At 68.4% G+C, this 19,254-nt stretch carries 17 protein-coding genes and 1 tRNA gene; 12 read left to right on the plus strand and 6 right to left on the minus strand.

Features of this window, described 5'->3' with window-relative positions; translation table 11 throughout:
* The 5 genes from K2X24_RS04400 to K2X24_RS04420 all read right to left on the minus strand — a co-directional run.
* A partial coding sequence (locus K2X24_RS04400; protein WP_292495036.1) for an LON peptidase substrate-binding domain-containing protein occupies positions 1–1,331 on the minus strand: 1,331 nt, incomplete at its 3' end.
* A gap of 257 nt (positions 1,332–1,588) precedes the next feature.
* A complete protein-coding gene (gene clpX, locus K2X24_RS04405) occupies positions 1,589–2,860 on the minus strand; it encodes an ATP-dependent Clp protease ATP-binding subunit ClpX (RefSeq protein WP_238276775.1) in 1,272 nt (423 codons plus the stop codon).
* A 218-nt stretch (positions 2,861–3,078) separates the two neighbouring features.
* Complete coding sequence (locus K2X24_RS04410; protein WP_055955505.1) at positions 3,079–3,705, minus strand: ATP-dependent Clp protease proteolytic subunit; 627 nt, start codon at positions 3,703–3,705, stop codon at positions 3,079–3,081.
* 131 nt (positions 3,706–3,836) lie between these two features.
* Positions 3,837–5,273 (minus strand): trigger factor, encoded by a 1,437-nt coding sequence (gene tig / locus K2X24_RS04415; RefSeq protein ID WP_292495038.1) that lies wholly within the window; start codon positions 5,271–5,273, stop codon positions 3,837–3,839.
* A 176-nt stretch (positions 5,274–5,449) separates the two neighbouring features.
* Positions 5,450–5,534: transfer RNA gene (locus tag K2X24_RS04420), tRNA-Leu, on the minus strand.
* A gap of 209 nt (positions 5,535–5,743) precedes the next feature.
* Here K2X24_RS04420 and K2X24_RS04425 point away from each other — a divergent pair.
* Positions 5,744–7,210, plus strand: coding sequence for a multicopper oxidase family protein (locus K2X24_RS04425; protein WP_292495040.1), 1,467 nt, complete (start codon positions 5,744–5,746; stop codon positions 7,208–7,210).
* Between the two features lie 13 nt (positions 7,211–7,223).
* Here the strand turns inward: K2X24_RS04425 and K2X24_RS04430 are convergent, their stop codons facing one another.
* Positions 7,224–8,729: an NAD(P)H-hydrate dehydratase gene (locus K2X24_RS04430; protein WP_292495041.1), complete on the minus strand. Its 1,506-nt coding sequence runs from the start codon at positions 8,727–8,729 to the stop codon at positions 7,224–7,226.
* Between the two features lie 194 nt (positions 8,730–8,923).
* Here K2X24_RS04430 and K2X24_RS04435 point away from each other — a divergent pair, with 194 nt between their 5' ends.
* The 11 genes from K2X24_RS04435 to K2X24_RS04485 all read left to right on the plus strand — a co-directional run bounded on the left by K2X24_RS04435 (position 8,924) and on the right by K2X24_RS04485 (position 18,952).
* The gene (locus K2X24_RS04435) at positions 8,924–9,262 is read left to right on the plus strand and encodes a P-II family nitrogen regulator (protein WP_003600526.1); all 339 of its coding nucleotides are present in this window, start codon (positions 8,924–8,926) and stop codon (positions 9,260–9,262) included.
* 528 nt (positions 9,263–9,790) lie between these two features.
* Entirely contained in the window at positions 9,791–11,203 is a 1,413-nt protein-coding gene (glnA, locus tag K2X24_RS04440) for a type I glutamate--ammonia ligase (RefSeq protein ID WP_056216753.1), read from the plus strand.
* A gap of 310 nt (positions 11,204–11,513) precedes the next feature.
* Entirely contained in the window at positions 11,514–11,849 is a 336-nt protein-coding gene (locus tag K2X24_RS04445; protein ID WP_292495089.1) for a hypothetical protein, read from the plus strand.
* A gap of 106 nt (positions 11,850–11,955) precedes the next feature.
* Positions 11,956–12,666, plus strand: a complete 711-nt coding sequence (locus K2X24_RS04450) for a hypothetical protein (protein ID WP_292495091.1) — start codon at positions 11,956–11,958, stop codon at positions 12,664–12,666.
* Between the two features lie 257 nt (positions 12,667–12,923).
* The gene (locus K2X24_RS04455) at positions 12,924–13,364 is read left to right on the plus strand and encodes a thioredoxin family protein (protein WP_292495103.1); all 441 of its coding nucleotides are present in this window, start codon (positions 12,924–12,926) and stop codon (positions 13,362–13,364) included.
* A gap of 9 nt (positions 13,365–13,373) precedes the next feature.
* A complete protein-coding gene (locus K2X24_RS04460) occupies positions 13,374–14,093 on the plus strand; it encodes a cytochrome c biogenesis protein CcdA (RefSeq protein ID WP_292495093.1) in 720 nt (239 codons plus the stop codon).
* Between the two features lie 144 nt (positions 14,094–14,237).
* Positions 14,238–14,816, plus strand: coding sequence for an NAD(P)H-dependent oxidoreductase (locus K2X24_RS04465; RefSeq protein WP_292495095.1), 579 nt, complete (start codon positions 14,238–14,240; stop codon positions 14,814–14,816).
* 99 nt (positions 14,817–14,915) lie between these two features.
* Positions 14,916–15,257, plus strand: a complete 342-nt coding sequence (locus tag K2X24_RS04470) for a hypothetical protein (protein ID WP_292495096.1) — start codon at positions 14,916–14,918, stop codon at positions 15,255–15,257.
* Positions 15,258–15,423: 166 nt separating this feature from the next.
* Positions 15,424–17,736: a ribonuclease R gene (gene rnr, locus K2X24_RS04475; RefSeq protein WP_292495098.1), complete on the plus strand. Its 2,313-nt coding sequence runs from the start codon at positions 15,424–15,426 to the stop codon at positions 17,734–17,736.
* A 45-nt stretch (positions 17,737–17,781) separates the two neighbouring features.
* Positions 17,782–18,252, plus strand: a complete 471-nt coding sequence (locus K2X24_RS04480) for a DUF983 domain-containing protein (RefSeq protein ID WP_292495099.1) — start codon at positions 17,782–17,784, stop codon at positions 18,250–18,252.
* The gene (locus K2X24_RS04485; RefSeq protein WP_292495105.1) at positions 18,227–18,952 is read left to right on the plus strand and encodes an NUDIX domain-containing protein; all 726 of its coding nucleotides are present in this window, start codon (positions 18,227–18,229) and stop codon (positions 18,950–18,952) included. The genes K2X24_RS04480 and K2X24_RS04485 overlap by 26 nt, the downstream gene beginning before the upstream one ends.
* Positions 18,953–19,254 lie beyond the last annotated feature (302 nt).

Raw genomic sequence — 19,254 nt, forward strand, 5'->3', positions numbered from 1 at the left:
GACGGGTCGCCCCGGAAGTCCATGCCCATCTTGTCGATCTCATCGAGCAGGATGAGCGGGTTCGAGGTCTTCGCCTTGCGCATTGACTGGACGATCTTGCCGGGCATCGAGCCGATATAGGTCCGCCGGTGACCGCGGATCTCGGCCTCGTCGCGCACACCGCCCAGCGACATGCGCACAAACTCGCGGCCCGTGGCCTTGGCGATTGACTTGCCCAGCGAAGTCTTACCGACGCCGGGGGGACCGACGAGGCACAGGATCGGACCCGTGAGCTTGTTCGCGCGCTGCTGCACGGCAAGGTACTCGACGATTCGTTCCTTCACCTTGTCGAGGCCGAAATGGTCCTCATCGAGCATGACCTGTGCGCCGAGAAGATCCTTCTTGATCTTTGAGCGCTTGCCCCACGGGATGCCGAGCATCCAGTCGAGATAATTGCGTACGACAGTGGCTTCCGCCGACATCGGCGACATCTGACGCAACTTCTTGAGCTCCGCCACCGCCTTGTCGCGAGCTTCCTTGGTGAACTTGGTCTTCTCGATCTTATCTTCGAGTTCGGCCAGCTCGTCCTTGCCGTCCTCGGAATCGCCCAGCTCCTTCTGGATCGCCTTCATCTGCTCGTTAAGGTAGTATTCGCGCTGGGTCTTCTCCATCTGCCGCTTGACGCGGGTCCGGATGCGCTTCTCCACCTGGAGCACGGAGATCTCGCTCTCCATCAGCGACAGCACGCGCTCGAGGCGCTGCGCCACCGTGGGGATCTCCAGGATCGCCTGCTTGTCGGCGATCTTGACCGCGAGGTGCGAGCCGACGGTGTCGGCGAGCTTCGAGGGCTCGTCGATCTGGGTCACTGCGGAGACGACCTCCGGGGAGATCTTCTTGTTGAGCTTCACGTAGTTTTCGAACTCGGCGATGACCGAGCGCGCGAGGGCTTCTGCCTCGACGCTGTCACCGAGCTCGTCCGTAAGGGTCTCGGCCTCGGCCTCGTAGTAGGTGTCGGATTTGGTGAAGCGCGAGATCTTGGCGCGGCCGGCGCCCTCGACCAGCACCTTCACGGTGCCGTCGGGCAGCTTCAGCAGCTGCAGCACGCTGGCCAGGGTGCCGATCTTGTAGATCGCATCCGTCGAGGGATCGTCCTCGCTGGCGTTGATCTGCGTCGCCAGCAAGATGTGCCGATCGGTGCGGACCGCCTCTTCCAGGGCACGGATGGATTTCTCGCGGCCGACGAAGAGCGGCACGATGATGTGCGGGAATACGACGATGTCGCGCAGGGGAAGGACGGCGTAGGAGCCCGTCGAGCCCGGAACGACGGGCTGGCGCGATTTCGATTGAGTCATATCGGACTTCCTCATGATGGACGCCGGGCAGTTGCTCCTCCTGCGGAGCAAGCATCCTGCCAGGGGCCGACCGGGCCGCGAGGGGGTCGGAAGTGTCTTGGGAACGGTCTTGCACGATGCGGCTGGTGGCGGGACACCGCACCTCAGGAGGTGAGCATACGGCTATCGCGCTGAGGCCTGAGATGGAAATCGGGGCGGATGTTTTCAAGCATCCGCCCCGAGGCACCACCCAGACCTGACGAGACCCGGATCAGGCCTCAGGCGCTGACGCTGGCCGGGGCTTCCTTGTTTCGGTCGCCGTGGATGTAGAGCGGCCGGGACTTGCCATCGACGACCTCAGGACCGATCACCACCTGCTCGACGGAGTCGAGGCCGGGCAGATCGTACATCGTCTCCAGGAGGATCGTCTCCAGGATCGACCGCAGACCACGCGCGCCGGTCTTCCGCTCGATCGCCTTTCGGGCGACCATGGAAAGCGCTTCGTCCTGGAATGTCAGGTCGACGTTCTCCATCTCGAACAGACGCTGGTACTGCTTCACGAGAGCGTTCTTGGGCTCCTGCAGGATACGCTTGAGCGCGGTCTCGTCGAGGTCCTCAAGGGTCGCCAGCACGGGCAGGCGGCCAACGAACTCGGGGATGAGGCCGAACTTCAACAAGTCCTCCGGCTCGACGTTGCGGAAGATTTCGCCGGTGCGGCGGTCGTCCGGGGCCTGTACGGTCGCGCCGAATCCGATCGAGGTGCCCTTGCCGCGCGCCGAGATGATCCGCTCGAGCCCCGCAAAGGCACCACCGCAGATGAACAGGATGTTGGTGGTGTCGACCTGCAGGAATTCCTGCTGCGGGTGCTTGCGGCCGCCCTGCGGAGGCACGGAGGCGACGGTGCCCTCCATGATCTTCAGCAGCGCCTGCTGCACGCCCTCGCCCGAGACGTCGCGGGTGATCGACGGGTTGTCGGATTTGCGGGAAATCTTATCGATCTCGTCGATGTAGACGATGCCGCGCTGCGCCCGCTCGACGTTGTAGTCGGAGGCCTGGAGGAGCTTGAGAATAATGTTCTCGACATCCTCGCCGACATAGCCGGCCTCGGTCAGGGTCGTGGCGTCCGCCATGGTGAACGGCACGTCGAGGATGCGGGCCAGGGTCTGGGCTAGCAGCGTCTTGCCGGAGCCAGTCGGGCCGATCAGCATGATGTTCGACTTCGCCAGCTCGACGTCGTTGTGCTTCGAGGCGTGGGCGAGACGCTTGTAGTGGTTGTGGACCGCGACCGAGAGGACCTTCTTCGCGAAGTCCTGGCCGATGACGTAGTCATCGAGGACGCGGCGGATCTCCTTCGGGGTCGGCACCCCATCACGCGACTTCACCAGGGAGGACTTCGATTCCTCGCGGATGATGTCCATGCACAGTTCGACACACTCGTCGCAGATGAACACCGTCGGGCCCGCGATCAGCTTGCGGACCTCGTGCTGGCTCTTGCCGCAAAACGAGCAGTACAGCGTGCTCTTCGAGTCGTTGCCGCCAGTCTTGCTCATATCGGTCTCCGTTCGCGGGCATGGCGCCGGTCCGGGGCGCACACGCATCCTTCGAATTTAATGGCGTCCGCCTAAAGAAACAGTCACCTGCGCGCTTCTGCCGGCCTCGATCAGACTGTCGATGCAAGCACGCGACCGCGACGGGATCAAGGCAGGGACCCAAAATGGGTCCCGCCTCGAAACGACGCGCCGGGTCTTGCGGCCCAGCGCGCGATCGATCAGGCCGCGACGGGCTCAGGCCGCTTCTGGATCACTTCGTCGATGAGCCCGAACTCCTTGGCGGCGTCAGCCGTCATGAAGTTGTCGCGCTCCAGCGCCTGGACGATGGTGTCGTAGTCGCGGCCGGTGTGCTTCACGTAGATCTCGTTGAGGCGCTTCTTCAGGGCCTCGATCTCGCGGGCGTGGATCAGGATGTCGGTGGCCTGACCCTGGAATCCGCCGGAGGGCTGGTGCACCATGATCCGGGCATTCGGCAGGGCAAAGCGGTGGCCCGGCTCGCCGGCAGTCAGGAGTAGCGAGCCCATCGACGCGGCCTGGCCGACGCAGAGCGTGGTCACGGGGCAGCGGATGAACTGCATGGTGTCGTAGATCGACAGGCCTGAGGTCACGACGCCGCCCGGCGAGTTGATGTAGAAGGAGATTTCCTTCTTGGGGTTCTCGGCCTCGAGGAACAGCAGCTGCGCGACGATCAGCGACGCGCCGTAATCTTCGACCGGTCCCGTGAGGAAGATGATGCGCTCGCGCAGCAGGCGCGAGTAGATGTCGAAGGCACGCTCACCGCGGCTCGACTGCTCGACCACCATGGGCACGAGCGCGCTGTTATAATAGTCGACCGGATCTCTCATCATCACGTGCCCCAGCTACAAGGGGTCCGGCCGCGCCGCGAATCGGGCGCGCACCGGACGTTTCAGCGAACTACGGCGATGGTGAACATCGCCTTACTCTCGGCCCGCCGCCCTCGTGGGAGCAGCGGGACTCAATCGGCCTTGGCAACGGCGGGAAGGCCCTCGTCGGTGCCGGTCGAGGCCGACTCGTTGGTCTCGCCCGTCGTCTCGGACTTGCCCTCGGCATCGTCCTCGTCGGCGAACAGCGCCTCCTTCGAGACCGGCTCTTCGGTGAGCTTGACCTGCGCGAGCACGTGGTCGACGACCTTCTCCTCGAAGATCGGCGCACGAAGCTCGGCGAGCGCCTGGGCGTTCTTGCGGTAGAAGTCCCAGACCTGCTGCTCCTGGCCGGGATACTGACGCACCCGGGCGATCAGCGCCTGGTTCACCTCGTCGTCCGAGACCTTGATATCGGCCGTCTCACCGACCTGTGCAAGCACCAAGCCGAGTCGGACGCGACGCTCGGCGATTTTGCGGTACTCGGCGGTCGCCTTCTCCTCGGTGGTGCCCTCGTCCTCGAAGGTCTTCTCGCGGGTCTTCAGGTCCTGCTCGACCTGGGCCCAGACCGCGGCGAACTCCTGGTGGACCAGGCTCGGGGGCAGCTCGAAGGCGTACTTGGTGTCGAGGGCGTCGAGCAGGTCCTTCTTGAGCTTGCGGCGGGACTGCGCCTCGAAGTCGCTGCCGATGGCGGTCGAGACCGCCTCCTTGAGTTTCTCCAGGGATTCCATGCCGAAGGTCTTGGCGAGCTCGTCGTCGATCTTGGTCTCGCCCGGCGCCTGGATCGCCGTGACGGTCACGTCGAACTCGGCGTCCTTGCCGGCGAGGTGGGCGGCGCCGTAGGCCTCCGGGAAGGTCGACTTGACGACGCGCTTGTCACCGACCTTGGCGCCGACGAGCTGGTCCTCGAAGCCGGGGATGAACGAGCCGGAGCCGAGCTCCAGGTCGATGCCCTCGCCCGTGCCGCCCTCGAACTCGGTACCGTCGATGCGGCCGACGAAGTCGATGGTGACGCGGTCGCCGGTCTCGGCGGCGGCACCCTCCTCGCGGGGCGCGAAGGCGCGGTTGGAAGACGCCATGCGGGTGATGGCCTCGTCGACCTCCTCGTCGGAGGGCTTGGCCACCTGCTTGGTCAGGCTGACGTCGGACAGGTCGACGAGCTCGAAGGTCGGCAGCACCTCGAGGGCGACGTTGAAGGAGACGTCGTCCTTGGCGTCGAGGGCGCGCTCGACGATCGATTTCTCGCCGGGGAACTCGATCTTGGGCTCGAGGGCGAGCTTAAGGTTGTTCTCGGAGACGATCTTCTGGTTCGCCTCGTTGACGGCATTCTGCAGCACGTCGGCCATCACGGAGCGGCCGTAGAGCTTGCGCAGATGCGCGACCGGCACCTTGCCGGGACGGAAGCCCTTGATCTGGGCCTTGTCCTTCAGGGTCGACAGCTCGCTCGTCAGGCGCTCCTCGAGCTCGTTCGCGGCGAGCAGGACCTGAAACTCGCGCTTCAGTCCCTGGGAGAGTGTCTCGGTCACCTGCATGGTCGTCTTTCCGCTGTCGTCCGTGTGATCGCGTGGTGTCGTTCGGTCCCTCGTGGTCCGCCGATACGGACCGGAACGAGGTCGGCGACAGGACATCGCACCGCCGAGGGGCCGACTCCCTACGGCGGGCCGGGCGGCCATCGCTGTGAGCCAATCCGTTCCCGACGGCGAAGGACTGGTGCGGGCGGAGGGGCTCGAACCCCCACGTCTTGCGACACTGGAACCTAAATCCAGCGCGTCTACCAGTTCCGCCACGCCCGCAAGCGCCAACGCCCAGCGCGCATTCCGCCGCCAGAGCGCGGTCCTATAGCACGCGCGCCACGGGCCGCATCAAAAAAAGTCAGGCCCGCCCCGGGTCGACGCCGTCGCCTTTCTCGACCGGTCTCGCGGATGGAATCCGGAGGAGCCACATTCTACAAGCGCTGCGCGGATGCGCCCGCGCCGAGCCCCCTCCCAATCTGCGAGATTCCATGCCGAAGCCTCGATTGCCCGCGCCGCACGCCTCCATCTCGGTTCCGCGCCGCGTCCTGCTCGGCGGAGCCGCAGCCCTGGCATTGGCGCCGCGCGGGACGATGGCACAGGCCGGAAAGCCTCAGGGCTCCGCTACGCCGGGCGAGAAAGCGCCCGCCGCCGGCCCCGAGCGGATCCTGAGGGCCGCGCCGGGCAGCACACGCCTGAAGCCCGAGCCCGCGGCCGCGACGCCGGTCTGGACCTTCGACGGGACGTCGCCGCCGCCCGTGGTGCGGATCAAACTCGGGGAGACCGTCCGGCTCAAGGTCGAAAATCGCACGGACAAGCCTCTCAGCCTGCACTGGCATGGGGTGCGCAATCAGAATCCGATGGACGGCGTCGGCGGCATCACTCAGGCGCCGATCGCCCCCGGAGCCGATTTCGCCTACGCATTCGTGCCGCCCGATGCCGGCACCTTCCTGATTCGCCCTCTCGTCGTCGGTGGCTCGAGCGAGCCGTCGGGGCGCGGCCTCGCCGGGGCACTGGTTGTCGAGGAGACTTCGCCCCCGGCGGCCGACCAGGATCTGACGCTGCTGATGCAGGACTGGCGAATCGAGGAGGATGCCAGCCTGCTTCCCTTCGGCCAGACGACGTTCGCGGCGACTTCAGGCCGCCTCGGCAGCTTGGTGACCCTGAACGGGGCGCCGGTTCCGGCGACGATCACGGGGCGGCCGGGCAGCCGGGTGCGCCTGCGCCTCGGCAACGTCTGCAACGCGCGCGGCACGCGCATCCGCTTCGACGGCGTGAAGGTCTACGTGCTGGCGGTGGACGGCCAGCCCACCGATACCTTCGAGCCCCTGCGGGCCACCCTGCCCTTCCCGCCCGGGACCCGCTACGACCTGATGCTCGATCTGCCGACGGAGGCTGGCGCCAGCGGTAGCGTCACGGCTCTGGTCGGCAACGGCCTCGTACTCGCGACCCTGGCGGTGGCGGGCCAGCCCGTCGCCCCAGCGCGGCCGGCGATCACCAAGATCGGCGAGAACGCCCTCCTGCCCGCCGAGGTGAAACTGCAGAACGCGGTCCGGCGCGATATCACGATCACGGGCGGTGCCCGCGTCGACAAGGACAAGCCGACGGCGGAACCTGTCTATACCGGCGATTCGAATCGGATCTGGGCGGTGAACGGCGCCAGCGGCAGCACCGGCCTGCCCCCCCTGTTCTCCGTGAAGCGGGGCCAGGTGGTGGTTCTGGCGATCAAGAACGCCACTGCCTTTCCGCAGTCGCTCCACCTGCACGGGCACGCCTTCCGGCTGCTCCATCCCCTCGACGACGGCTGGGAGCCCTACTGGCTCGACACCTTCCAGCTCCTGGAGGGCCGCACGGCCCGCATCGCCTTCAAGGCGGACAATCCGGGCCGCTGGCTCATCAGTTCAACGGTTCTGGAGCGCTTCGACACCGGGCTCTGGACGCTGTTCGAGGTGACCTGACGCATACAGGCGGTCAGGCCCCGACGAGCGCCCGCAGCACCTGCGGCATCAGTTCCGGCAGGTCCTCGGCGATGAGGCCCGGCCCGTAGCGCAGGCCCGCGTCGCCGTGCAGCCAGACGGCGGCGCAGCCGGCCTCGAACGGCTCCATGCCCTGGGCGAGCAGCCCCGCGATGAGCCCGGCCAGCACGTCGCCAGACCCGGCCGTACCGAGATAGGGCGTGCCGTGATCGTTGATCGCGGCGCGACCGTCGGGGGCAACGATCACCGTATCGGCGCCCTTGAGAACGACGACGGCCCCGGCGAGGGCGGCCGCGCGCCGCGCCCGCTCCAGCTTGCCGGCTTCCGGATCGACCGCGTCCGTCCCTTCGAACAGGCGGGCGAACTCGCCCTCGTGCGGAGTGAGAACGGCCCGGGCGTCGCCGTCCGACAGGTGTGCCGCGAGGAGGCGTGCCTGTCCCTTGAAGCTCGTCAGTGCATCCGCGTCGAGGACGAGGGCGCGCCCCGCCGCCGCTGCCACCGCCAAGAGATCGCGGGTGCCCGAGCCGACGCCGAGGCCGGGGCCGGCCAGCAGAACGTTCAGGCGCTCGTCGACCAGGAGGTCGTCGAGATCGTCGGCGCTGTCGCAGGCACGCAGCATGATTGCGGTGCAGTGGGCGGCGTTCTCGGCGAGGGCGCCGGTCGGCGAGACCAGGGTGACGAGACCGGCGCCGACGCGCAGGGCGGCCCGCGCCGCCATCCGAGCGGCACCGGTCTTCGTGGCCGGCCCGGAGAGCACGAGCGCGTGCCCGCGCGTGTACTTGTGGCTCGCCGCGTCCAGGCGCGGAAACCGGTCGCTCCACAGGGCCGGATCGTTGCGCCAGAGGAGGCTTGCATCGGCGAGCCCGGCCGCGAGGGCGGCATCGCCGGTCCCGATATCCGCCAGGTGGAGGGCCCCGCACAGGGCGCGCCCGGGCTGGAGCAGGTGCCCCGGTTTGAGGGCCACGAAGGTGACGGTCTCGGTCGCGCGGAACGCCGCGCCGCGCACGGCCCCGGTATCGCCGTCGACGCCGCTCGGCACATCCACGGCCAGAACGGTGGTGCCACATGCGGCGAGACGCGCGGCCAGGGATGCAACATCCGGCGCGAGGTCCCGGGAAAGCCCGGCCCCGAAGAGCGCGTCGATCGCGAGGGCGTAGTCCCCGAGTTCGCCGAGGTCCGCAAGGGTGCCGACCGGACCGGTCCAGCCGGACGCCGCAAGGGCCGCATCGCCGGTGAGAGCCGCGATCGGCCCGAGGGCGACGAGGTCCACCGCGAAGCCGGCTTCGGCGAGAAGGCGCGCGGCCACGAAGCCGTCGCCGCCGTTGTTGCCGGGGCCGCACAGGACGAGGATGCGGCCGCCCGCGCCAATGAGAAGCCGCGCCCGCTCCGCGACCGCAGCGCCGGCCCGCTCCATCAGGACGCTGCCGGGCGTTCCACCCGCGATGGCGGCCGCGTCGACCCGGCGCATCGCCTCGACGTCAAGCAGGCGCAGCGTCGTCATCGGTCATTCCTTCTGCACTGCCTGTCCGGGACCCACGAATCCGCCTCGGACTCGGCATTCGCCCAAACGATTTGCGGCCTGTGCACGTTCGTTGTGCAGTTTTCCGCCATCTCAGACCAAAACGGCGTGGCGAAGGCCGGACGGCGATGATACCAACGATGGGTCAAGCAGCATCGAGGTCAGGCCCGCCCGGCATGAAGAAGATCGAAGCGATCATCAAGCCTTTCAAACTGGACGAGGTGAAGGAAGCCCTCCAGGAGGTCGGCCTCCAGGGCATCACCGTGATCGAGGCGAAGGGCTTCGGGCGCCAGAAGGGCCACACCGAGCTCTATCGGGGTGCCGAGTACGTCGTCGACTTCCTGCCCAAGGTGAAGCTCGAGATCGTCCTGTCGGACGCGTTGGTGGAGGGCGCCGTAGAGGCGATCCGCAAATCGGCCCAGACCGGGCGCATCGGCGACGGCAAGATCTTCGTCTCCACCATCGAGGAAGCAATCCGCATCCGCACCGGCGAGACCGGAACCGACGCGATCTGAGGCGGTGGGCCGCGGTCCCACCGCGTAACCCGCCCGCTGGCTGCGGCTGGTCGCCGATCAGCGGGACCGGCAGGATTTCAACCGCATCCGACAAGCCGTCCTCCGGGGCTGCGGCGTCGGACCGAAGCTGCCCCGGACCAACGGCACCCCGACCACCATCCCCGGCGGCCCGCCGATGGCGACACCGCCCACGGGGTCGGTCGGATCGGCGATCCGATGGGGTCGGGCAGGCAGCGGACTGCGAACCGATGGGCAAAACTCCGATGCCCTGACGAAATCCGTCACGAACCTTCGCGTTCGTTACGCGTCCGGTTCCGGGATGCCCCGCAAAAGACAGATCTAAGTTTCTGTTTTTGCGTCTGTTCTCGCAGCCGCTCCGTGCCGGGCGCCGTGAAATTGCGCTGGCCCGCACGCGCTACCTGCGCTAAACGCTCGACGCCCAAGACCCTTCCGCTCTGCGGTGCGCCGGTGCACGCTGCGGCAAAACCACGGCCGCAACGGGCCGAGACATGAAGGAGACCCCCAAGGATGGCCAAGACTGCAGCCGACGTCCTGAAGGAAATCAAGGACAACGACGTCAAGTACGTCGACCTTCGGTTCACCGATCCGCGTGGTAAGTGGCAGCACGTCACGTTCGACGTCTCCCTGATCGACGACGAGATGTTCTCCGAAGGCACGATGTTCGACGGCTCGTCGATCGCCGGCTGGAAGGCCATCAACGAATCCGACATGCTGCTGATGCCGGACCCGGCCACCGCCTGCATGGACCCGTTCTTCTCGGCCTCGACCATGTCGATCGTCTGCGACGTGCTCGAGCCCTCCACGGGCGCGCCCTACAGCCGCGATCCGCGCGGCACCGCCAAGCTGGCCGAGGCCTTCCTGAAGTCCACCGGCATCGGCGACACCATCTATGTCGGCCCCGAGGCCGAGTTCTTCGTGTTCGACGACGTGAAGTTCGGCTCCGACCCCTACCACACCGGCTTCCAGCTCGACTCGACCGAGCTGCCGACCAACGGCTTCACGGACTACGAGGGCGGCAACCTCGGCCACCGCGTCGCTACCAAGGGCGGCTACTTCCCGGTGCCGCCGCAGGATTCGGCGCAGGACATGCGCGGCGAGATGCTGGCCGCCATGCAGTCCATGGGCGTGAAGGTCGAGAAGCACCACCACGAGGTGGCCTCGGCCCAGCACGAGCTCGGCATGAAGTTCGACACCCTGACGCTGCTTGCCGACCACATGCAGATCTACAAGTACTGCATCCACCAGGTCGCCCAGAGCTACGGCAAGACCGCGACGTTCATGCCGAAGCCTGTCTACGGCGACAACGGCTCGGGCATGCACGTGCACCAGTCGATTTGGAAGGACGGCAAGCCGCTCTTCGCGGGCGACAAGTACGCCGACCTTTCCCAGGAGTGCCTCTGGTACATTGGCGGCATCATCAAGCACGCCAAGGCGCTCAACGCCTTCACCAACCCGTCGACCAACTCCTACAAGCGTCTGGTGCCGGGCTACGAGGCCCCCGTGCTGCTCGCCTACTCGGCTCGCAACCGCTCGGCCTCCTGCCGCATCCCGTGGACGACGAACCCGAAGGCCAAGCGCGTCGAGGTCCGCTTCCCCGACCCGATGGCGAACCCTTACCTCGCCTTCTCGGCGCTGCTGATGGCCGGCCTCGACGGCATCATCAACAAGATCGATCCGGGCGCCGCCATGGACAAGGATCTCTACGACCTGCCTCCGCGCGAGTTGAAGAAGATCCCCACCGTCTGCGGCTCGCTCCGTGAGGCCCTGCAGAACCTCGACCGCGACCGCGCCTTCCTCAAGGCCGGCAACGTCTTCACGGACGACCAGATCGACTCGTTCATCGAGCTGAAGATGACGGAGGTCATGCGCTACGAGATGACCCCGCACCCCGTCGAGTTCACGATGTACTACTCGCTCTGAGAGCGACCGGACCGGGTGTCGGGCCCGGTCCCTTCGAGACGATCCGAAACGCCGGGGCTCCGCGAGGGGCTCCGGCGTTTCGCGTTCCGCCGTCCGGCGAAGTCCCATCGGCGGATCGACAGGCTCAACCTGCGCGTGCAATTGAGAATCTGGACGAATCGCTCGGGGTCATGGCGCGGGTCTCCTCCCCCGGAAGGTGGAGCGATCGCCTTGCCTGAAGGGAGAGGGGGCCCGTCGCGAGCGTCATGATCGCGATGATCCGTTGAACGGCGCGTCATGCCTTTCACGGCCGGACCGGAGAGGTGACGGATTGCGACGCATCGACAAGCCCAGGCCGAAACGATCGAAGGAACGATATCCGAAGCCGAGATTGCAGAGCTCGGCGGCATTCGAAAGCTTGGCCCTCGCCTTCATCGAAGGCTTGGACGACATGGGAGACACGATGGAGGAAATCCTGCGGACGGCCGTGTCTCCGTTCAGGGGCGAAGCCCGGTTGAAGCTCCGGAAATACCTCGACGACATCACCGCGGATCGCTTTTCCGATGCGGAACTGACGCGGCTCTGGAACGCGACCCCCGCGAACGTTGTGTTCTACGAGCAGGGCGGCCTTCGCATTTTCCTCAGACTGATCCGCGACCGCCTCTGATCCGTCCTTCCGCGCCACGGCCGGTCGGATGCCACGAAGAATCCGAAGACGGAACCATGATCCTGCCAACGGGCTTGCCGCCCCGACGTGAGGGTCGGGATCGAGAATGCCGAAGGACGAGAGCGAGGATGCGCGATCCCGCCGGGGCGGCCGGCTGGAGCGCGCCAATGCCCTGGTGCAGACCCTGGCGATCGTCGCGGCCGGCGCCTGGGCGGTCTACACCTTCATCTACGAGGCCCGGATCAAGCCGGCCCTGGAGCCGCCCGCCGTCTCGGTGACGACGAGCCTGGTGCGGGCGGGCGAGCGTGGCCAGCACGTGGCGATCCGCTCCACCGTGACGCGCAAGAATGTCGGCCAGACCGGCGTGCGCGTGCTCGGCCTCGTCTACAACGTCACCGGCGTGCGGGTGCGGTTCGACGCGGAATCCGGCACGAAGCCCGCGGGTGGAACGACGTCCGCAGATCGCACCATCGCAGCCCGCGCCTACGCCTTCGCGGGTCCCGGCGAAGCGATCCTGCGCGAGAGCCGCCTGTTCGCCGGCGCCACCGAGGCGGGGGGCGACCCCTCCGAGCTCAACCCCGGCGAGACCGTCTCGCGCGACCTCATCGTGTATGCCGACCGCGACCGCTTCGACTTCGTCCGCTTCGAGGTCGGCCTCGCCTATACCAAGGCGGACGAGCCCCCGCTGCACCTGACCTTCGCGACCGCACCGGACGGCACCCTGACGCTGAGGCCGAAGGCCGATTGCGGCGTCGCGCCGGAGACCTGCGCGCGCCTGAAGACCACCGACTTCGCCACCGAATTCTCGCTCTGGTGAGGGCGCGCGGCGACGGCGACAAGGGGACCGCGCGAATTCCGCAGGAAACCGGCCGATCCGGCGATCGTCCCTCGCGGCTGCCGGTGTCTCGGCGAAGCCTCCGGCCCCAAGGCTCATCGCGCGATCTTGCGCGCAGCCGCCGCGCCGCCCGCCCCGGTCCCGGCGACATTACCCTCGCCGTGGCGTAGGCTCGACCCAACGGGCCGCCGCGACGCGCGAGACGGCCGCCAAGATTCCGGGAGTGAAGTGCCATGCGGATGTCCAGACCCGCCGAATCCGGCCCTGCCCGCGCGGTCGATCCCGCCAGGCTCCACCGACGCGTCCTCCTCGCCTGCCTCGCCCTCGCGCCCGCCATCCTCGCGCTGCCGGCAAGCGCCGCCGAGACGCAGCCCTACAACGCGCAAGCCTTCGCGGCGGCCCAGAAGGCGGGCAAGCCGATCCTCGTGGAGGTGAGCGCGCCCTGGTGTCCGATCTGCAAGACGCAGAAGCCGATCCTGGCCAAGCTGGGCGAGCAGGCACGCTTCAAGAACCTGCTGATCTTCGACGTCGACTTCGACACGCAGAAGGACGTGCTGCGCCGCTTCGACGCCCGCATGCAGAGCACACTGATCGCCTTCAAGGGCGAGACCGAGACAGGCCGTTCGGTGGGCGAGACGCAGCCGGAATGGATCGAGAGTCTCGTCGAGAAGACCCTCTAGGCCGAGCCGATGGCCACCGGGCTCGGCCTCGCCTTCCTCGCCGGGCTGCTCTCGGTGCTCTCGCCCTGCGTCCTGCCGCTGCTGCCGCTGGTGCTGGGGGCCGCCGCCTCCGCGCATCGGCTCGGCCCCCTCGCGCTGGCCTCGGGGCTGGCCCTCGCCTTCGTGTCGGTCGGCCTGTTCGTGGCCACCATCGGCTTCAGTCTCGGCCTCGATAGCGGCCTGTTCCGGACGGGCGCGGCCGGCCTCATGATCGTGCTCGGGCTCGTGCTGATGCTGCCCGTGGCGCAGACCCGCCTGGCGGTGGCGGCCGGCCCGGCGAGCGACTGGATTCAGTCTCGCTTCGGCAGCGTCTCCGGCATCGGCCTCTCCGGCCAGTTCGGCGTCGGCCTCCTCCTCGGGGCGGTCTGGAGCCCCTGCGTCGGCCCCACACTGGGCGCGGCCTCGCTGCTGGCCGCGCAGGGGCGCGACCTCGGCACCGTCGCCCTGACGATGCTGCTCTTCGGTCTCGGCGCTGCTCTGCCCCTGGTCGTTCTCGGCACCCTCTCCCGCGTGACGCTGATGCGCTGGCGCGACCGCATGATGGGCCTCGGCCGGGGCCTCAAGGCCGTGCTCGGCCTCACCCTGGTCCTGACGGGCCTCGCCATCGTGCTCGGTTACGACAAGGCCCTCGAGACGTTCCTGGTCGATGCCTCGCCGGATTGGCTGACGCGGGCGACGACGCGGTTCTGAGAGACGCCGCGCCAGACCCGAGACGACGAAGGTCGACGGGCTCCCGGGCGTTCGCCGGCAAGCGCGAGGATTGAGGGCGCGGCGAAGGTTCGCTAGCCAGGATCCTTCGCCGAGCGGATGGCGCCGGCGTGCAGGAGCGGCCTCATGTCCCTCGTCGTCCCCGTGATTCTCGGTTCCGTCCGGTCGGACCGCCAGGGCCTGCGCGCGGCCCGGTTCGTCATCGCCGAACTTCAAGCGCGCGGCGTCGAGGCGCCCTTGGTCGATCCGGCCGAACTGCGGCTTCCGCTCCTCGACCGGATGTACAAGGAATATCCAAAGGGCGAAGCGCCAGCATGCCTCGAGGATCTGGCCACGCTCTATCGCCGCTCGGACGCCTTGCTGGTCGTCTCGGCGGAGTACAACCATGCGATTCCGCCGGCCCTCTCGAACACGCTCGACCACTTCCTGGAGGAGTATTCCTGGCGGCCCTCCGGGATCGTCTGCTACTCGGCGGGCCAGTACGGGGGCGTGCGAGCGGCGATGCAGCTGCGGGCGATGATGGCCGAACTCGGCGCGTCGAGCATCCCTTCCCTGCTGCCGATCCCCCGCATCGGCAAGGCCCTGGACGAGGCCGGATCGGCGCAGGAGGCTTGGCTGCCGAAGGCCGCGGCACGATTCCTCGACGAACTGGTCTGGTACGCCGAGGCGCTCAAGGCGCAGCGGGCGAAGGGAACGCCCTACTGAGACGCGATCTGGCGCAGGGCTCGGATCTGGGGCAGAACTTGGATCTGGCGCAGGGCTTGCGCGTCGGCACCGACCGATCCCTCGCGCCGAGCGCCATCCATGCCCGAGACCGCCGCCACGGACATCCGCACCCTCCTCGCCAACCTCGTGCGGGCCGCCCTGATGTCCGACGACCGGGCGAGCGCCCTCTGGCGCGAGGCGGCGCGGCAGACGCAAGCCGGGCTCGCCGCCGATCCGGCCCGCGTCGCGGGCCTCAACGTCGAGGGGTTCTGGACCCTGGCGGTTCGCGAGGCCGAAGCCCCGGAATACCGTGAGGCGGAGAACCAGGTGCAGTTCGGCTTCCCGGCCCTGTGCCCCTTTACCCTCGCCGAACTCACCGTGGGAAACTTCGACATCGACCGGGCCGTCGAGCGCCTGCGGAAATCCGCCGCCACCGGCTGAGGGCGCTCACGAGTCTACCGACACGGAACCGGTGTCGCGGGCCGGCCCCGCGCCGTTGCCGGGGCGGGCACGGACGTCCATGTTACGGGGGCCGGAGCGAATCCGCGTCCCCGGCCCGACATCTCAATTCCGCGTACGGCCTCGCGCCCGCGCAGCGAGCCCCGCCTTGGCAAAACGCATCAACCCCAATCCCGGCCCCGCCGCCCTCCCCACCCGCGAGCAGATCGTCGCCTTCATCGCCGCCGCCCCGGAGTATGTGGGCAAGCGCGAGATCGCGGCGGCCTTCAACATCAAGGGCGCCGATCGGATCGGCCTGAAGCGCATCCTGAAGGAAATCGAGATGGACGGCGCCATCGCGCGCGGGCGCGGCGGCCTCGCGCCCTCCGGGCGCCTTCCGCCGGTGGTGCTCGCCGACATCACGGCGCGCGACCGGGACGGCGAGTTCCTGGCCAATCCCGCCGAATGGGACGTTGGCAACGGACCCGCGCCGCGAATCACCGTGGCGGCCCCGCGCGGCGCGAAACGCCCTGGACAGCCGGCCCCAGGCATCGGCGACCGCGTGCTGCTGCGCGTCGAGGCGAGCCACGCCGAACCGGGCCGCTACACCGGCCGGGTCATCAAGACCCTGGGCAAGAACAAGTCGGAGATCATCGGCGTCTACCGGGCCGGCCCCGCGGGCGGCCGCATCATCCCCGTCGAGAAGCGGGCGCAGGGGCGCGAGATCGCGATTCCGGCGGGCGAGGAGGGCGAGGCCCGCGACGGCGATCTCGTCAGCGTCGTTCTGCAGCGCGAGAGCCGGTTCGGCCTGCCACAGGGCCGCGTGCGCGAGCGCCTCGGGGCCCTGGGCTCGGAGAAGGCCGTCAGCCTGATCGCCCTGCACCTGCACCACATCCCGCACGTCTTCGCCGCCGCCACCCTGGCCGAGGCCGACGCGGCGGTGCCGGTGGATCTGGCAGGGCGCGAGGACTGGCGCGACGCGCCGCTTCTCACCATCGACCCCCCCGACGCCAAGGACCACGACGACGCCGTGATGGCGGTGCCCGACCCGGACCCGGCCAATGCCGGCGGCTTCGTCGTCACCGTGGCGATCGCGGACGTCGCGGCTTACGTCCGGACGGGCTCGGCCCTCGACCGCGAAGCGCTGATGCGCGGCAATTCGGTCTATTTCCCGGACCGGGTGGTGCCGATGCTGCCGGAGCGCATCTCGAACGATCTCTGCTCCCTGCGCGAGGCCGAGGACCGGCCCGCGCTCGCGATCCGCATGGTGATCGGCGCCGACGGGGTGAAGCGTCGCCACAGCGTCCACCGCGTGATGATGCGCTCGCGTGCCAAGCTCAGCTACGCCCAGGCGCAGGGCGCCATCGACGGCGCCCCGGACGCGGCCACCGCTCCCCTGCTGGAGCCAGCGCTGCGCCCCCTCTGGGCCGCCTACGCAGCCCTGCGGCAGGCCCGCGACGCACGCGGCCCCCTGGCCCTCGACCTGCCGGAGCGCAAGGTCGTGCTGACGGCTGACGGCGCGGTGGACCGCGTGGTGGTGCCGGCGCGCCTCGACGCACACCGGCTCATCGAGGAATTCATGATCCTGGCCAACGTCGCGGCCGCCGAGACCCTGGAACAGGCGCGGCAGCCGCTGATCTACCGGGTGCACGACGAGCCCGCCCTGGAGAAGATGCGTGCGCTCGGCGAGGTGCTCGCCTCCATCGGCATCAAGCTGCCGAAGGAGAGCGCGCTCCGCCCGGCCTTGTTCAACCGCATCCTCGCCAGCGTGGCCGAGACCGAGCACGCCACCTTCATCAACGAGGTGGTCCTGCGCTCGCAGGCCCAGGCCGTCTACGCCGCACAGAACCTCGGGCATTTCGGCCTGAACCTGCGCCGCTACGCGCACTTCACCTCGCCGATCCGGCGCTACGCCGACCTCATCGTCCATCGCGCCCTGATCGCGGCCTGCCGGCTCGGGAATGACGGCCTGTCCTCCGAGGTCACGGTGGCGGCCCTCGACCAGATCGGCGAGCAGATCTCCGCGGCCGAGCGCCGGGCGATGGCGGCCGAGCGCGAGACGATCGATCGCCTGATCGCCCACCACCTCGCCGACCGGGTCGGGGCGACCTTCACGGGCCAGATCTCGGGCGTCACCCGGTCGGGCCTGTTCATCAAGCTCGACGAGACCGGCGCGGACGGCTTCGTGCCGATCTCGACGATCGGCGCGGATTACTACCGCCACGACGAGGCCAAGCATGCCCTCGTGGGCGAGCGCTCGGGCGAGACCCATCGACTCGGCGACCGCGTCGAGGTTCGCCTCGTCGAGGCGGCCGCCGTCGCCGGGGCCCTGCGCTTCGAACTCCTGTCGGAGGGGCGGACACGACCGGACCGGGGCGGGGCCATGGCCCCACGGGGCCGAAGCCCCGTCCGCAAGCCAGGCACGCCAGGGCGCCCGGCCGGCATCCGCACGGGAACGCGCCATCGCGGGTCGCGCCGCTGATGCGGAGCGTATAGGAACCATGGCGCGATCCCCCAGGAGCCCCGTATGACCGCGACGATCGAGACCGGCTCCGGCACGCGCGCGGGCCTCATCAGGGCGATGGCGCGCGGATTCGTCGGACGCTGCCCCCATTGCGGCCAGGGGCGCATCTTCGGCCGCTTCCTGAAGGTCCGGCCCGACTGCGCGGTCTGCGGTCTGGAACTGTCGCATCACCGGGCGGACGACCTGCCGCCCTACATCGTCATCTTCGTCATCGGGCACATCGTCGGCTACTTCCTCCTCGAGACGGAGATGAACTACGACGTGCCGCTCTGGTTTCAGCTCACCTTCTGGCCCCTGGTGACGCTGGTGGGCTCCCTGGCCCTCCTGCAACCGGCGAAGGGGGCGGTGGTCGGCTTGCAATATGCCCTTGGCATGCACGGCTTTGCCAAGCTACCGGTGTCACCGAACGCCGAGATCGAGGAGACGCAGCATGGACCAGATCGCGGACATGCTGCCGGAGGCGCCTCCGCCTGAGCCGCCGACGCGCGCGGCCGCCCTGCGACCCCGCAACGCCGCTACGCTGATCCTCATCGACAGGACCCGGCGCACCCCGAAGATCCTGATGGGCCGGCGCCATCCGGGTCTCGCCTTCATGGCGGGAAAGTTCGTCTTCCCCGGCGGGCGGATCGAGCCGGCGGACCGGCACATGCCCGTGGCGGGGGCCCTGTCTGGACGAGCGAACGACGCCCTGGCGCAGCGCGTGCCGCGCGGCGCCGAGGGTCTCGGCCGAGCGCTGGCGCTGGCGGCGATCCGGGAGACCTACGAGGAGACCGGCCTGATGCTGGGCACCCGCGCGTATGGCCCCCCGGAAACCGCCCCCGCGGGAAGCTGGAGCGCGTTTCGCGGGGCCGGCGTACTGCCGGACCTCGAGGCCCTGCACCTCGTCGCGCGGGCGGTCACGCCGCCGGGCCGGGTCCGCCGCTTCGACACACGCTTCTTCGCGGCGGATCGCACCACGATCGCCCACACGGTCCCGGACGTCGTCTCGGCGGACTCGGAACTCGTCGAACTGGCCTGGGTGACATTCGCGGAGGCCCGACGCCTCGATCTGCCGCGCATCACCGGCGTGGTCCTCGACGACCTCGAGATCCAGGTCAGGGGCGGCTTCGCCCCATACCTGCCGATCCCGTACTACTACGAGCGCAGCGGCAAGCGCCTGCGCGAAGTCCTGTAGTAAGAGGAACCCCCTTTCGATCACACCCGTTACCGTTACAAACGTGCGAAGACATTCGGCGCGGAGGTTTGTGATGCTGAAGGGCGGTCTGCTGTGGTTGATCGGAATTCCGATCCCGGTAATTCTTCTGATTTATTTCTTCACGTCTTGGTTGCGCTGACGTTCATCTCGCAGCCTCCCGAAAACGAAAACGCCCGCCCGGGTTTTCACCGGGGCGGGCGTTTTGGTTTGGTTGCGGGGACAGGATTTGAACCTGTGACCTTCAGGTTATGAGCCTGACGAGCTACCGGGCTGCTCCACCC

Source organism: Methylobacterium sp. (assembly GCF_019750675.1).
GTDB lineage: Bacteria > Pseudomonadota > Alphaproteobacteria > Rhizobiales > Beijerinckiaceae > Methylobacterium.